This is a genomic window from Robertmurraya beringensis (genome assembly GCF_042433785.1).
Classification (GTDB): domain Bacteria; phylum Bacillota; class Bacilli; order Bacillales; family Cytobacillaceae; genus Robertmurraya_A; species Robertmurraya_A beringensis.
The window spans coordinates 64,259-77,970 of sequence record NZ_JBHLUU010000123.1 but is presented as its reverse complement, the minus strand read 5'-3'; the positions used below and the strand labels follow the sequence as shown (position 1 = coordinate 77,970).

Annotated in this window: 18 protein-coding genes; 2 read left to right on the top strand and 16 right to left on the bottom strand. The window is 40.1% G+C overall.

The genetic code is table 11. The features are described from left to right. Positions 1–11: 11 nt before the first annotated feature. From ACFFHF_RS20820 to safA, 6 genes are all read right to left on the bottom strand, one after another. Positions 12–644, bottom strand: a complete 633-nt coding sequence (locus ACFFHF_RS20820; protein WP_160547236.1) for a response regulator transcription factor — start codon at positions 642–644, stop codon at positions 12–14. Next, positions 637–1,674, bottom strand: a complete 1,038-nt coding sequence (locus tag ACFFHF_RS20815; protein WP_377058955.1) for a sensor histidine kinase — start codon at positions 1,672–1,674, stop codon at positions 637–639. Before ACFFHF_RS20815 ends, ACFFHF_RS20820 begins: the two co-directional genes overlap by 8 nt. Further along, positions 1,671–2,408 carry a cell wall-active antibiotics response protein LiaF gene (gene liaF / locus ACFFHF_RS20810; protein ID WP_160547238.1) on the bottom strand — a complete coding sequence of 246 codons (738 nt, stop codon included), beginning with the start codon at positions 2,406–2,408 and terminating at the stop codon, positions 1,671–1,673. The genes ACFFHF_RS20815 and liaF overlap by 4 nt, the downstream gene beginning before the upstream one ends. A 91-nt stretch (positions 2,409–2,499) precedes the next feature. Further along, positions 2,500–3,144 (bottom strand): PspA/IM30 family protein, encoded by a 645-nt coding sequence (locus ACFFHF_RS20805; RefSeq protein ID WP_377058954.1) that lies wholly within the window; start codon positions 3,142–3,144, stop codon positions 2,500–2,502. Between the two features lie 23 nt (positions 3,145–3,167). Next, positions 3,168–3,512, bottom strand: coding sequence for a lmo0954 family membrane protein (locus ACFFHF_RS20800; RefSeq protein WP_160547240.1), 345 nt, complete (start codon positions 3,510–3,512; stop codon positions 3,168–3,170). A gap of 220 nt (positions 3,513–3,732) precedes the next feature. After that, entirely contained in the window at positions 3,733–4,347 is a 615-nt protein-coding gene (gene safA / locus ACFFHF_RS20795) for a SafA/ExsA family spore coat assembly protein (RefSeq protein ID WP_377058953.1), read from the bottom strand. 121 nt (positions 4,348–4,468) lie between these two features. On the opposite strand from safA, the gene ACFFHF_RS20790 reads away from it, so the two are divergent. Next, on the top strand, positions 4,469–4,606 hold the full coding sequence (locus ACFFHF_RS20790; protein WP_377058952.1) for a hypothetical protein: 138 nt from the start codon (positions 4,469–4,471) through the stop codon (positions 4,604–4,606). A 36-nt stretch (positions 4,607–4,642) separates the two neighbouring features. Here ACFFHF_RS20790 and ACFFHF_RS20785 read toward each other — a convergent pair whose 3' ends face one another. Then, complete coding sequence (locus ACFFHF_RS20785) at positions 4,643–5,218, bottom strand: Fpg/Nei family DNA glycosylase (RefSeq protein WP_377058951.1); 576 nt, start codon at positions 5,216–5,218, stop codon at positions 4,643–4,645. Positions 5,219–5,456: 238 nt separating this feature from the next. Between ACFFHF_RS20785 and ACFFHF_RS20780 the strand changes: the two genes are divergently transcribed. Continuing rightward, the gene (locus ACFFHF_RS20780; protein ID WP_377058974.1) at positions 5,457–6,986 is read left to right on the top strand and encodes an FAD-dependent oxidoreductase; all 1,530 of its coding nucleotides are present in this window, start codon (positions 5,457–5,459) and stop codon (positions 6,984–6,986) included. 33 nt (positions 6,987–7,019) lie between these two features. Here ACFFHF_RS20780 and ypzF read toward each other — a convergent pair whose 3' ends face one another. The 9 genes from ypzF to ACFFHF_RS20735 form a co-directional block, all read right to left on the bottom strand. After that, entirely contained in the window at positions 7,020–7,157 is a 138-nt protein-coding gene (ypzF, locus tag ACFFHF_RS20775) for a protein YpzF (protein WP_251522638.1), read from the bottom strand. A 125-nt stretch (positions 7,158–7,282) separates the two neighbouring features. Beyond that, positions 7,283–7,423, bottom strand: a complete 141-nt coding sequence (locus ACFFHF_RS20770) for a hypothetical protein (protein WP_340902348.1) — start codon at positions 7,421–7,423, stop codon at positions 7,283–7,285. 74 nt (positions 7,424–7,497) lie between these two features. Then, entirely contained in the window at positions 7,498–8,640 is a 1,143-nt protein-coding gene (locus ACFFHF_RS20765; RefSeq protein WP_340902345.1) for a DEAD/DEAH box helicase, read from the bottom strand. Positions 8,641–8,725: 85 nt separating this feature from the next. Next, complete coding sequence (locus ACFFHF_RS20760; protein WP_377058949.1) at positions 8,726–9,943, bottom strand: Ger(x)C family spore germination protein; 1,218 nt, start codon at positions 9,941–9,943, stop codon at positions 8,726–8,728. Then, on the bottom strand, positions 9,940–11,529 hold the full coding sequence (locus tag ACFFHF_RS20755) for a spore germination protein (RefSeq protein ID WP_377058948.1): 1,590 nt from the start codon (positions 11,527–11,529) through the stop codon (positions 9,940–9,942). The genes ACFFHF_RS20760 and ACFFHF_RS20755 overlap by 4 nt, the downstream gene beginning before the upstream one ends. Then, positions 11,526–12,638, bottom strand: coding sequence for a GerAB/ArcD/ProY family transporter (locus ACFFHF_RS20750; RefSeq protein WP_160547247.1), 1,113 nt, complete (start codon positions 12,636–12,638; stop codon positions 11,526–11,528). The genes ACFFHF_RS20755 and ACFFHF_RS20750 overlap by 4 nt, the downstream gene beginning before the upstream one ends. Beyond that, the gene (locus tag ACFFHF_RS20745; RefSeq protein WP_377058947.1) at positions 12,635–12,865 is read right to left on the bottom strand and encodes a hypothetical protein; all 231 of its coding nucleotides are present in this window, start codon (positions 12,863–12,865) and stop codon (positions 12,635–12,637) included. The genes ACFFHF_RS20750 and ACFFHF_RS20745 overlap by 4 nt, the downstream gene beginning before the upstream one ends. Before the next feature lie 157 nt (positions 12,866–13,022). Next, positions 13,023–13,181, bottom strand: coding sequence for a DUF1540 domain-containing protein (locus tag ACFFHF_RS20740; protein WP_340902336.1), 159 nt, complete (start codon positions 13,179–13,181; stop codon positions 13,023–13,025). Positions 13,182–13,265: 84 nt separating this feature from the next. Then, complete coding sequence (locus ACFFHF_RS20735; protein ID WP_160547250.1) at positions 13,266–13,709, bottom strand: threonine/serine exporter family protein; 444 nt, start codon at positions 13,707–13,709, stop codon at positions 13,266–13,268. Positions 13,710–13,712: the final 3 nt, after the last annotated feature.

Sequence of the window (13,712 nt, the reverse complement as noted above, 5' to 3'; positions counted from 1 at the left end):
TATGTAAATATTTACTTTACTAGCTCATGTTTGAATGCGTAAATCACGGCTTGAGTTCGATCTTGTACTTGAAGCTTGCTTAACACATTACTCACATGCGTTTTTACCGTCTTTAGAGCAATAAACAAGTCATCCGCAATTTCTTGATTGCTTTTTCCCTCAGCCATCAACAAGAGGATTTCCATTTCTCGTGAGGTAAGCTCCTCATGCGGTGCTACATCATTTTTTTGACGCATTTTCATCATCATTTTGCCTGTCACCTCAGGTTCAAGAACCGACTGCCCATGATAGGTGGCACGTACCGCATTAGCTATTTCACTAGCCTTTGAGGTTTTTAACATATAACTCGTTGCCCCCGCCTCAAGTGCTGGGTATACTTTTTCATCGTCTAAAAAGCTTGTCACAATGATGATTTTTGCCTCGGGCCATTCTGCAATGATTTGACGTGTTGCTTCAATGCCATCCATTTCCTTCATCACTAAATCCATTAATACGATATCTGGCCTTAATTCTAGTACCATTGGTATCGCTGCTTTTCCGTTATCCGCTTCACCTACAACCTCAATATCTGGCTGTGCCGATAAATACGAAGAAACTCCAATTCTCACCATCTCATGGTCATCCACAAACACGACTCTAATCATTGCTCTCACCCTTCCTCATCAACGGGACCTTCACTTCTAGACGGGTACCTTTATCTTTTACACTAATAATTTTACACGTTCCACCAATTTCAACGGCACGTTCATACATATTTTGAAGTCCATACGAACCAGCTTTTGATTCTTCCACATCAAAGCCAACTCCATCATCCACTACCCTCATAATGATAAAATTGTCTCGTTGGATGAGCAAAACCTCCAGCTCCTTCGCCTTTGAATGACGAAGAATGTTCGAAACAGATTCCTGAAGGATTCGAAAGAGGTGATCCTCCACTCCTTTATCCAGAGGAAACTCCTCTACCTTCCATCCTATTTCCATCGTTACTTTTTGTGATAGTTCGACTAATAGCTCTTCGATTCCTTCTTGAAGTGTTTTTCCTTTTAACGGCACTGGACGTAAATGGAGAAGAAGCGCTCTCATTTCCAATTGAGACTGATGAATCATTTCTTCAACCATCTTCATTTGCTTTGCTTCTCGGTCTTCACTTTCCACCTGCTTGGTCTCATTGATAGCCGACATCATCATCGAAGCGGCAAAGAGCTGTTGACTTACGGAGTCATGGAGCTCTCTAGCTAAGCGATTGCGCTCTTGAGAAATAATTTCTTGAATCCGATTTTCTTGATCCTCTGCCTTCTCATTCGCAAGCTTCTGTGACGCTTTCGCCTGGTCAGCAATTTGCTTCTGGATTTTCCGAACTCTGTGGACAATCGGTTCATAGGAAATCCCATTCTCCATCTGACTTTCGCGCCCTTCCTCCACTTCGTGAAGAAGATCATCAATCGTTTGCATCTGTTTTCGCCAATAAAACCCCGATCCCAAACCAAACAAAATTCCAATCGCAATACTTACGCTTGGAAGGAAAAAGATAAATGGGATATCCATTAAATCACGTTCCCATAACTCTGACCAATTGTAGACTGGAAAAGCCATGAAAAAAGAAACCGATAAAAAGATAAAGACTAGTAGAGAGAGCGTAATGCCCCACACAATTTGGCGTTGTACGATACTCATACTCGCTTCACCTCGAGGTCACCCACCAGCATTGAAGTGAATATCTTCACCTTCTGATCCGCTTTCTCATACTCGCTCGTTTGCACATGCAGTCGCTGATTAAATAGCTTATCTCCTGTTACATTCAATATATTACTAGAGCCAGCAAGAACACTGTGATTCACACAAACCTCAACATCGTATGGAACTTGAATCTGAATATTCCCGACTAATCCTCGTACAAATATAATCGTCTCACCTTTTGGTAAAACGGTATAGCTTAGGTCGATGATCGTGTCACCGATTCCCGTTTGTATATTAATATCATTCCACTCATATACATGGTCTTTCGTTCTTTGTTCACCGAAAAAAGTATTATCAAATAAGGGCGTTTTCTTTACGATCGTTTCTGTTTGTGGAGGACTCGATTGTGCTTCGACTACCTCAGGCTGTATTTTTTCTGGGGAACGCTTGGACTTGGCAAATTGAAAAATTAAATATCCCAATATCCCAAACAAAAAGACTTTAATAGTCATCATATTAAATACACTTAAAATAAAGAAGATCGTTCCTGCCCAAAATAAGAACTTGCCTGATGTTCTTGGCTGGCGCTTCCTCCCAATATAGATCATTCCTGATGCAACAAGGAGGGAGAAGATCAGTCCACGATTAAAGAAAGTGACTTCAAGTAATAACAATACAATTCCAAACATCACGGCCCAGCTGAGAAGATCACTCTTCTTTTTTCCTACCATGTGTGATTCCTCCTCTCCTGTCATATATAGACCTATAGAAGGCGTATGTACTACGCCTTCTAATCTCCACCTTTTACAATACCAGTTTTTTTTATAAAGTAGTAGCTTCTTCTTTTTTCATTTCTTTTTCTAGTTTGTCGATGCGGGCATCGATGGTGTTTCTGTAATAGGAAGTATTTACTTTCTCTTCCATTCGATCAAGGTATGACTCAATTTCTTGAAAGCGCGAAACGGATTGGTTCGAGAGGTTGTCACTGTCTAGCACTTTATTCATTTGATAATGCGCACGAGATAGATTTTCTCTCCCCATTAGTTCCATGCGGCGAATATGCATATCCTTCAACTTATGCTTCATTTCCTCGTATTTTTGCTCTAGCTCTTGCAATTGATTTTCTGTGTATCGAAGGGATTCGCTTAATCGTGCGGCTCTCTCTTCGTATTGAAGTTGCTCTGCACTTGCAAATGTGTAAAGCTCCGTTTCACCTGCATGTTGTGCTACTTCTGCTTGGTATTTTCTTTTTTCAGCCAGTTCCTGCGCTTGCTTCAACTCACGAGTAAACCCATCACGCAACGTATATTGTCTTTCAACTAGCTTTCTTACTTTTTCTGTTTCCACTTCACATTCACGTAAATACTGGTTCAGCATGGCAATCGGATTTTTATTTTCCTTTTTTTCTAGTGCTTCATTTAAATCCGCTACAATCGTGTTTTTTAATCGAGTAAATAAGTTTGACATAAATATCTCTCCTCTTTTTAAAATTAGTTTTTATTTAGTTCAGACCATTGATTTTCAAAGTTTTGAAAAGGGTCATTTGAAACGGTTTCTTTCACTTTGGTTTCGTTAAATTTTTTATAAACAACATAAAGAATATATGCAGCGACAATTCCTACGATCGCCGGTGCGTTAGAGATCGATGCCATCAGGAGAATGAATCCTAAGATACCTAACCCGATTTTCATCCCCGTCGAATCTGTCTTTAAAAACTGCTTAAACACAAAGTACAGAATCGCCACGCTGACCACTAACCCTACCAGTGGACCAAGATTTGCTAATAAAACTAACGCTGCAATGCCTCCAATTAAAAGCAACCCGAATTTTTTCATTTGTTGTTGCCTCCCTTCTTGATATCATCTTACCTAGATTTCGAACTTCTCATAACGAGCTTAAGCTTGATTTTCATATACGACTTGAGGCTTAGAGAGTGATAGGACTGGTGGTAAATCGCGGGTTTGAGTGGGGTTGTAAGAGGAAAACTCGTCATTTTAGTTGTGGATGGTGAGGAGGTTTCCAAATAAAAAAAGCCGGAGTTTCCCCCGACTTGCCCTACTTCGAAATAAACATTTGTGTCCAGTAATGCTGCTTTGATCCGCCTTGGGCATAACCAACACCAATATGCGTGTAGCCTGAGCTCAGGATGTTTTTGCGGTGACCTTCGCTGTTCATCCATGCTGTCACTACCTCTTGCGCTGTACGCTGACCGGCTGCAATGTTTTCTCCTGCACTACGGTACGAGATTCCGAAGTTTTTCATCATATCAAATGGCGATCCGTATGTAGGGCTGGTGTGAGAAAAATAGTTTCGGTCTCTCATGTCAGCTGATTTGTAACGTGCCACTCGTGCTAGTTGCCAGTCCGCTACCAGAGGCTTTAACCCATACTTAGCACGTTCTTGATTCGTCAATTGCACCACCTGATTTTCAATTGACTTTGTTGCATCAAAATCTGGAATGTTAACCTTTTGTCCTGGATAGATTAATGCCGGATTTTTAAACTGAGGGTTTGCTTGGATGATCTCTGACAATCCCACTTGATAGCGAACAGCAATTTTCCATAAGCTATCTCCCGGTTGGACCGTATACACTTGTTGTGCGAACGAGTTTGTCGGGATAACCACCAATGACAATAATAGAGCAATTCCTAAGAATAGCTTTTTAAGCATATTTACCACCTCCTAACAATTATAGAATTCATCTTCCTCCTCTAAAAAAATCAAGGAGAATGTTTCCAAACCGGAAAAGATTTATGATCCCCTTCATATAGTGTGTAAAGGAGGGATTTCCATGGGTTTGATGTGGGTAACAACCGTTGGATTCGCTATTTGCTTAGGAATTGTTGGTGGTGTGTTTATTTATTATCTAAGAGCCGCACTTGATTCAGAGGATGCACATCGAATTGATCCCGCTCCAAAAGAAGAATAGAAATCAGTGGCTCGGATCTCTCCCGGGCCACTTTTCTTATTCCCTTTGACAACCTGGACAATAAAAACATTTTCTTGAGGATACCTCTTCAAAGCAAATCGTTTCTCCACACCTCCCACACGACTCCCCTTCACGATCGTACACAAAGCAATGATTATTATATCCCCCGGTAAAGGTATCGCCTTTATATAAAGGCTGGTCCATATAGCCACCAAACCCTAGTGCCCGCTGAAGTACGGACTGAATCGCATCATAAAGATCCTTTTGCATTCCCTCATCTAAGGTATCTGCTTGTTTGGTAGGCATGAGCCTGGCACCAAAGCATATTTCATCCGAATAACAATTCCCAATTCCTGCGATAAATTGCTGATCAAGAAGAGTGATTTTAAGCCGTCCTCTCTTTTCCCCGATTAAATCAAGCCAGGCTTTATACGTTAAATGGCCATTCAACGGTTCAGGACCTAAATCAGACAGCTCCTTTTCAAGCTCCCCTTCTGTTAAAAGATGCAGATAGCCCAGCCTTAACCCAATAAAATACAACTCCATTTCCCCAAAGGAAAGAATCACCTGTTTGGTTCGGTTTGGCTGGTCATTTTCACTTCCTATATACATCCACCCGCCAAGCATTAAGTGCAGCAGTAAGCTGTCTCCCGTACTTAATTTAAAAATACCGGTATGTCTCCATTTCTGGTAATTCAGGCATGGCTGACTCTCCTTAAGTTCGGTTTCTTTTAGTATGTGCAAAACCAAATGGTTCGCTTGGAAAATTGTCCTTTCTTCGATACATATTTCTATCTCAATTGGAAAAATTATGTTCATCTAGAAGATTTGAGGAGGAACGGCTATGTCTATGAAGGACTATGAAATGCCCCGCTTTCCAGAGCCTTACTGGAGAGACATGGATTTACCGATTTACAATTCTTTAATCGAGGATATCCATATGGATGTGGCTATTGTTGGAGCGGGAATTACCGGTATCACAGCGGGATATCTATTAGCTAAGGAAGGCTTAAAAGTTGCCATTCTTGAAGCTGGGAGGGTTCTAAATGGAACGACCGGTCATACGACGGCAAAAATAACAGCTCAGCATGGATTAATATATAATGAATTGCTCCAAAATTTTGGCGAAGAACGAGCGAAAATGTATTATCAGGGCTCTGCTGACGCTCTTGAGTTTATCAATCAAATGGTAAAAGAACATAGCATCGAGTGCGATTTTTCAACCCAAGAGGCTATTATTTATGCCGTTTCAGAGGAAAAAGCCTATACGGTGGAAGAAGAGGCGGATGCCTATCGTAAGCTTGGCATTCGTGGGGAGTTAACAGAAGAAAGCCTCCCTTTTAATATTAAATCCATGTCTACTCTTGTCATGCCTGATCAGGCCCAGTTCCATCCACTCAAGTACTTGAATGTACTTTTACGTAAATTTATTGAAGCTGGTGGAGTTGTTTACGAAAATGTAACCGCTACAGATGTAGAGGAAGGCTCTCAGCCTCAGGTGGTTTTAAGAAACGGGAAAAAAGTATCCTGCGATCATGTCATTGCAGCGTCTCATTTCCCGTTTGTGGATAAAAATGGTTTTTATTTTACTCGCCTTGAAGTGAAACGCTCTTATATCGTTGCGGTAACCACGCAAAAAGAGTTTCCTGGTGGCATGTTTTATAGTGCCGACTCACCTACTCGCTCGTTAAGGTCTACCCCTCTAGAGAATGGAGAACAGCTTGTTCTTGTTAGTGGTGACGGTCATAAAACTGGACAAGGGGTGGACACCATGAAGCATTATTTGGCGCTAGAGGAGTTTGCTCATGATGTATTCGGTATTAAAGAGTACAAGTACCGCTGGTCTGCTCAGGATCTGATTACATTAGATAAAATCCCTTATATTGGACCGGTTACGGAGAAAAATTCCAATATTCAAATTGCTACGGGCTACCGTAAATGGGGCATGACGAACGGGACGCAGGCAGCACTTGTCCTAGCAGATACGATACTCGGGAAAGAGAATGTGTACCGAGATTTCTATGCTCCTCAACGATTCGATTCCGATCCGGATATCAAAAAATTCATTAAGATTAACGCAGACGTTGCAAAGCATTTGGTAAAAGGAAAGCTTGAGTATGTAGGGAAAGAACCAGGTGAGGTGGAGGTAGATGAAGGAGCAGTGGTGATGGTGAAAGGCGAGCGTGCCGGTGCTTATCGCGATCACGAGGGCTGCCTGCATCTGGTAGACACAACCTGTACTCATCTAGGCTGTGAGGTGGAATGGAATCACGGAGATCGTACATGGGATTGCCCTTGTCACGGATCACGTTTTTCTTATGATGGGGAAGTCGTAGAAGGTCCTGCGAATAAACCACTTAAAAAAGTGGAATTGGATTAAAAACTGGCCGAAGCAATTCGGCCAGTTCTTTTGTTATTGATTCGTCGGACGATTACGGTGAATGTCCTTTTTTTCTGTTGTTGTAAACTCAACAAGCTCTGAGCTCGTTTGTGGTTGCTTTCTGTTGTTATTACGCTGTGCATTGGCATTTCCAAGCTTTGTTCTTCCCATGTAAAACATCTCCTTTTAAAAAGAGGATACTTACATAAGTAGTATGAGAAGCAAGCCCACACCTTATTCGAAAACTGGAGGTTTTCTGTGCTTGGTGGCTTGCTCAAACGCAAAACCAAGCTTAATTAGAGTTGGTTCACTATAAGCAGTTCCGGTGAATGATCTTTTGAAGTCAACTCACCAGAAGCCATTTTTTCCTGAATTAGATCGATCGTTGCTTCTTCAAGCCATTCTTCATAAGCTTTATGTAAACGTGGACTCTCCATTCCTCCAACCCCTTTTTTTAAAATATAGCTTTATTATACAACAAGGAGTGGGAATTCCTCCCACTCCTTGCATCTTACTTTCTTGAATCCGCATCCACCATTTGACCTTTAAAAAACACCTTTTTTACAACACCCTTTTTTAACTCTCTAGAAAATCTCTTTAAATCTCTTTCCTCACGTTCATTTACTAAAGAAATAACCGTACCTTCTGCACCAAATCTTCCTGTACGTCCTGATCGATGTACATATTGCTCAATATCTCTAGGGAAATCATAATGAACCACATGTGTGATGCCTTTTATGTCTAACCCTCTTGCTGCAACATCCGTAGCAAGCAGCATATTCACCTTGCCTGTTCGAAAATCCTTCAAAGCATTTTTACGTTTGTCCTTGTTTAAATCACTATGTAAAACAGATGCTTTTACATGTTGAAAGGCAAGCTTTTCTGATACTACATTCAGGTTTCCGATATCTTTAATGAATACTAGGACACTTACCTCTTCCAAGCGCGATATTTTTTCAAGCAGCTTAATTTTATCGCGTTGTTCCGCAGCAAAATACACATGGTCAACCCTACCAGACTCAATCGTCTCATCTTTTGTTACTTTAATAACCTCAGCATCCTTCGTTAATTCCTTCGCTAAAGTCACAGAATGCTCCGGAAGAGTCGCTGAAAATAGAACCACTTGGCGATCCGCCTGAGAGGATTTTACAATATTCTTTACTGTCTGTAGATGCTCCTTTGTTAAAAGCTGGTCACCTTCGTCCAGTACAATCGTTTTTACCTCATGCATTTTGATTTTCTTTTGTGCAATCAGTTCCATCATCCGTCCAGGGGTTCCCGCAATAATATGGGGCTGTTTCTTTAGCTTTTCGAGCTGGCGCTTGACGTTTGCTCCTCCGATAAAAGAGGCAGAACGAATTCCGCTTCCTTCACTCCATTTTTGGATCTCAGAAAGGATTTGCATAACAAGCTCCTGCGAGGAAGCCATAATGACTGCTTGAATCGTTCGTTTCTCTGGATCAATTTTATTTAATACCGGTAGAAGATACGCTAGTGTTTTTCCCGTCCCTGTTGGTGACTCCGCTATCACATCTTTCCCTTCTACGATAAAAGGAACGGCTTTTGTCTGAACACTCGTTAACTCCTTAAATCCTTCTTTTGTCCATACATCTTGTATAAATGGCTGTAGCTCGTTTACAATTGTCGTACTCATATGCTTCTCCTTTAATCAAAGCTGATCTATTTCAGCTCTTCTCTTATAAACCTATATAAATACTAGCGGAAAGACCCCACAATGTCTATTCTCTTGGAATTTCTGTAATAAAGGTTTTCCCTCTAACACCAGATCTTCTTAAATGAAGATTGGTATCAACTTCTACGTCAGCTTGTGCAAATACTTCATCCCAGTGATCTTCCACTTTTTTGTACTCTTTATGATGTTGACGATTCAATGCCTCTCCAAAACCAAATATATCAACACCAAACTCTGTTTGAACTTTCTTGATTGTTTCCTTTATATCGTTTGCTACATAACGATTGATTTTCTTTTCAAAATCCTCGTATGTTCCAATTTTGGTCAAATCATTCATACATTGAGTGGCTTCAATTCTTGTTTCACCATTGATTATCACCTTTAAAACAGGCTTGCCATTCTCGAAATCGACTTTTAGTTTGTTATGTGTTTCTGTCACAGTTACAGCGATATACCTTTCATCCTCAGGTTTTTTTTCCTCGCCCGAACAAGGTATACTCATACTGGTTTTCTTTAGCTTTTGCGTCCAGTAGTAATTTCTTGTTTCGTCCACACTTAAATATCCAACTAATCGGTCGTCTCGGAAAACAGCCATCCCATCCATTTCTACAAGCGCATCCATTTCCGTCTTCATATTATTTTCAGAGCTTGCTCCTTTTTTGGGGTCCCCTGTAAGCACTAATGTAGCTGATACAGGATTGCGACCCTTGGATGTTAAAGCGGAAATAAAATCGGTCAGTCTTACTCCCGGGTCTCCTCCCCACTCTTCATTAAAAGATTGTGTTTGTCTGTGTATTTTTAAAGATGGAACCTTTTGGGTGGGATATGTCACCTTTGCAAATTCTTCTGCTTTTTCACCTTTTGTTACCATGATGTTAAAGTCATTACGAAACTGACCACTTCGATCAAGATAATCAATAAATTCCAATATCCCTTTCTTTGCAATTTCTTCACTGATATATAAAACCCTCGTGTGTGAAAAAATTAATCGTCTTGTCATTCCAATATTCATTTTATGGAGAAGCTCAGATACCGAATTTCCTTCAAGTGAGTAAGTTAAGGCCGGAGTAGCCTGCCCACCCATTTGATTTTTTGAAAATTGAGCTGCATTCACGATCTCGATGGTTAATCTGTATTTACTGTTCTTTCCCTCATCAACCGCAAGCCCTGTGACAATGGAAACATCGTTCAATTCAATTCGATCCCAACAGCCGGCTAACATAACGACACATCCCAATATGGATAATGCATGTTTGATTTTCATTTTTGTCCTCCTAATGGTTGGTCTGGAGGACTTGGCTGATTATTTTCTTCACTTCTGACAGGTGATTTTGGATATAAATACGAAGGTCGATTTTTATTTAACCATATCGGCACACGAACAAATACATCATCCTGATTTCTTGGTTGAAACGGTGCCACTGGTGCCAAATAGGGAATACCAAAGGACCGAAGACTGACTAAATGAATAACCATAACGATTAAAAATAATAGAACACCATATAACCCGATAAAGGCCGCGATAAAAATAACAACAAAACGGAGCAAGCGCGTGGCAATAGAAAAGCTATAGATAGGTGATACAAAGCTAGCAATAGCGGTAAAAGCGACGACAATAATGAGAACATTTGACACCAGCCCCGCCTCTGCAGCCGCTTGCCCTATAACGAGTGCCCCAACAATAGAAACAGTTTGCCCAACCACCCTTGGCATCCGTACTCCAGCTTCTCTCAACACTTCAAAGGAAAGCTCCATAATCATGATTTCAATAACAGCCGGGAATGGTACACCCTCCCGTTGTGCTTGAACACTAATCAATAACTGTGTGGGCATAAGTTCATGGTGAAAGGTGGAAATAGCAACATATAAGGATGGAAATAAAAGGGCAATCATGAAAGACGAATATCTAACGATCCTAATAAAACTTGGCATAATAAATGGCTGATAATAATCCTCGGTTGCCTGAAAAAAATCAATAAATAGAGTGGGTACCGTTAATACAAAGGGGCTACCATCTACAAATATGGCCATTTTCCCCTCTAATAAGTGTCCGCAAATACTATCAGGTCGTTCGGTGTTATACACGAGTGGAAAGGGAGTAAGGGTTTTATCGACAATAAATTCTTCGACATTTCCTGAATCCAGTAAGGCACCTACATCGATCTGATTCAATCGTTTTCTTACTTCTCTTAAGAGATCTTCATTGGCAATGTCATTAATATACCCAAGTGCCACATTGGTTTTTGAATCCCTCCCCATTTGGAAAATTTCAAACTTAAGTCGAGGATTTTTCAGGCGCTTTCTGACTAATAACAGATTAACTGGCAATCCTTCTACAAAACCGTCCTTCGGTCCACGAATGATTGTCTGTGTGCTAGGCTCTGAAATGGCCCGTTGCTCTGGCAATCCAATCCCTAATGAAAGTGCTTCAGAGTACCCATCGACCATAATGATTGCTTCCCCGTTTAATATCCCCCATACCACTCGATGAAAGTTTTCCGCCACTTTATAATCAATCGAAGGAAAATAAAGCTCTCTCATTTCAATCATATTACTGAATGAACTATCGTTTGGATGATTAGTTGCACTCTGAATGACTCGATTTGACAGCTCATTTTTGTCAGTCATGGTGCTTAAATACGTTATATAAGCTTTCTGTCCTCCAATTTTAATGAGTTCACACTTAAAGTCAAAGGTTCCCTTGAACAGCTCTTCTAAAAGCTTTTTATTTTTTTCCACTTGATTATAATATTGCTTTGGTACATCCTGCTGTTCAAAAAGCTCTTCCTCTGTTGGTTTTCCGTTGTTCTTATTCTTTTTTCTTGAAAACAATGAACTGAACAAACTCATTTTCTTTCCTCCTTGCTCTTTCTTGTTTTCCATAGGAGAATTGGTAGGACCATCAGCGGAAAAAATAATTGAAACGGGACATGCATAAACAATGGAACGACGATTAGACCCTCTTCAATATGTTCAGCAAAATTATTACTAATTTTCACTGAGATAAATGCAATAATCGTTCCAATCGGTACCACGTACATCCGATAGGGTCGATTGCTTATGAGCTCTAATCCTTTTAATGCTCCATAGAAAAACACACTTACTTTAACAATAATTCCAAACATAACGATGAAAACAACGATGAGATCGACCCGTTCAATAAACTCTAATAATGATATTTCCCGAGCCGACGATAACAGAGGAAAATTCGATCTTGCTCTCGCCTCTACACCAAGAGTGGTAATTTGTAAGATAGCATTGTAAATAAGCATGACTCCACTTGCCATAACAGCAAGCAGAGTTACTTTTTTTGCTTTTTTAAATTTCGATGTGTACGGGATAATCATCGTAAAAGCAATTAATTCTCCAAAAGGAAAAGTTAATAGCTGTGGAAAAACAGCTTTCATCACCGGTTTAAATCCATCGCCGAGAATCGGAAACAAATTTTCAAATTCCATTTCACCCGAGATAAAAATAGCTATACCGATGATAATGATAAAGGAGAAAAAATAGGGCATGAACACTTCACTGGTTCTTCCCATTACCTCAATTCCTAAATACAACATATACATAATCACGAGTAACATGGTTATCGCTATAAACTCAATCGGCGTCTCGTCAAAAATAAATGAAACTATCAGTTCACAAAAGTCGCGAAGAACACGGGAAGCAATATAAAGAAAGTACATAATATACAGTAAAGTGAATAAATTGCCTAACCACTTTCCAAAGCAAAACTGGAAAATTTCAAAGAGATTTTTTCCCGGTAACCTTGAGAGCATAAAATAATACATCAAGGCTAACCCCAACCCAAAGAACATGGCTAATCCAATCGCAATCCAAGCATCCTGGTTTGCATCATTCCCCGGACTTATTACGGCCGCACTTCCAATTTCAAAAATAAAAATCAATATAAATAATTGCCAAAGGGACAACTTCTCGACAAGTATATTTTTCATGACGGTTTACTTGATTTTTTACTTTTCCTAAACCGATAATCTACCACCATACCGTAGATCAATCCGGCTATTAAATTCACAAACAACATCCATTGACTTGTCCCTTTTTCAAAGAAAATATTTGCATTTAAAATTGACATTAACGAACGTTCATATAAATATAGATCAAACATGGTAATCACTCCGATAGAGGCTAGCAATAAGAAAGTAAACAAAAAGGTTACCAACAGCAATCATCCTTATCCGATAAAAATTAACTCTCATGCCACTTTTGTATATCATTTGTTACTTGTGGGTGAATTATGCTGATTTGGTAGGAAATTCCGAAATCTCTATTTTTACGCAAATAAAAAGACAGCGCTCGCTCGCGCTGTCTTTTTATTCTTATAATCCTTCAGGTTCGAATGTTTTACAATCTGTTTCACGGCTCGTATCCGCTTCTTTACCGCGATGGCTTACAATGAAGATTTGCTCTGCCGCACACTTCATTCCTTCTTCGTTGTACACACAATTACTGACTTCACATAAAACGTCTTGTGCCATGGTATCACACCTCCCCTATTGATAGGGTAAGCAAAAAGAGAAGGGGACATTCGGATTCCAACTTGGCAAATCCTTGAATCAGTCTTAGCTCTTTCTGATGATGGCTGTCTTTCGAATAAGCTGATTAATTACTTCTGAAAAAACGATTCCCATCGCAATCGCCCCTGAAATCAAGAAAGCTTTTGCCGCAAGGGCTAACGCAATATTATAGTCATTTTCAACAAAGTTTCGCATTGCATCATATGCCATTCCGCCCGGAACAAGCGGGATGATTCCAGCAACGATAAATATGATAATCGGCGTTCGATACAGCTTAGCAAACACCTGACTGGCCACAGCAATCACGAAGGATGCCACTAACGTAGCATTCACTGCATCAGCACCGTTCATCGTAAAGAGAATATATATAATCCATCCAAGCATCCCAACAAAACCGGATTGAATTAAGGAAGTTTTAGGAGCGTTAAAAATAATACCAAAAGCGGCGGCGGCCAAAAAACTAAATAGCAGATGTTGAAGAATGTACATTGG

Coding starts and splice junctions, on each gene's coding strand:
- ACFFHF_RS20820 (WP_160547236.1), bottom strand. CDS start 644: ATGATTAGAGTCGTGTTTGTGGATGACCATGAGATGGTGAGAATTGGA.
- ACFFHF_RS20815 (WP_377058955.1), bottom strand. CDS start 1,674: ATGAGTATCGTACAACGCCAAATTGTGTGGGGCATTACGCTCTCTCTA.
- liaF (WP_160547238.1), bottom strand. CDS start 2,408: ATGGTAGGAAAAAAGAAGAGTGATCTTCTCAGCTGGGCCGTGATGTTT.
- ACFFHF_RS20805 (WP_377058954.1), bottom strand. CDS start 3,144: ATGTCAAACTTATTTACTCGATTAAAAAACACGATTGTAGCGGATTTA.
- ACFFHF_RS20800 (WP_160547240.1), bottom strand. CDS start 3,512: ATGAAAAAATTCGGGTTGCTTTTAATTGGAGGCATTGCAGCGTTAGTT.
- safA (WP_377058953.1), bottom strand. CDS start 4,347: ATGCTTAAAAAGCTATTCTTAGGAATTGCTCTATTATTGTCATTGGTG.
- ACFFHF_RS20790 (WP_377058952.1), top strand. CDS start 4,469: ATGGGTTTGATGTGGGTAACAACCGTTGGATTCGCTATTTGCTTAGGA.
- ACFFHF_RS20785 (WP_377058951.1), bottom strand. CDS start 5,218: ATGTATATAGGAAGTGAAAATGACCAGCCAAACCGAACCAAACAGGTG.
- ACFFHF_RS20780 (WP_377058974.1), top strand. CDS start 5,457: ATGAAGGACTATGAAATGCCCCGCTTTCCAGAGCCTTACTGGAGAGAC.
- ypzF (WP_251522638.1), bottom strand. CDS start 7,157: ATGGGAAGAACAAAGCTTGGAAATGCCAATGCACAGCGTAATAACAAC.
- ACFFHF_RS20770 (WP_340902348.1), bottom strand. CDS start 7,423: ATGGAGAGTCCACGTTTACATAAAGCTTATGAAGAATGGCTTGAAGAA.
- ACFFHF_RS20765 (WP_340902345.1), bottom strand. CDS start 8,640: ATGAGTACGACAATTGTAAACGAGCTACAGCCATTTATACAAGATGTA.
- ACFFHF_RS20760 (WP_377058949.1), bottom strand. CDS start 9,943: ATGAAAATCAAACATGCATTATCCATATTGGGATGTGTCGTTATGTTA.
- ACFFHF_RS20755 (WP_377058948.1), bottom strand. CDS start 11,529: ATGAGTTTGTTCAGTTCATTGTTTTCAAGAAAAAAGAATAAGAACAAC.
- ACFFHF_RS20750 (WP_160547247.1), bottom strand. CDS start 12,638: ATGAAAAATATACTTGTCGAGAAGTTGTCCCTTTGGCAATTATTTATA.
- ACFFHF_RS20740 (WP_340902336.1), bottom strand. CDS start 13,181: ATGGCACAAGACGTTTTATGTGAAGTCAGTAATTGTGTGTACAACGAA.
- ACFFHF_RS20735 (WP_160547250.1), bottom strand. CDS start 13,709: ATGTACATTCTTCAACATCTGCTATTTAGTTTTTTGGCCGCCGCCGCT.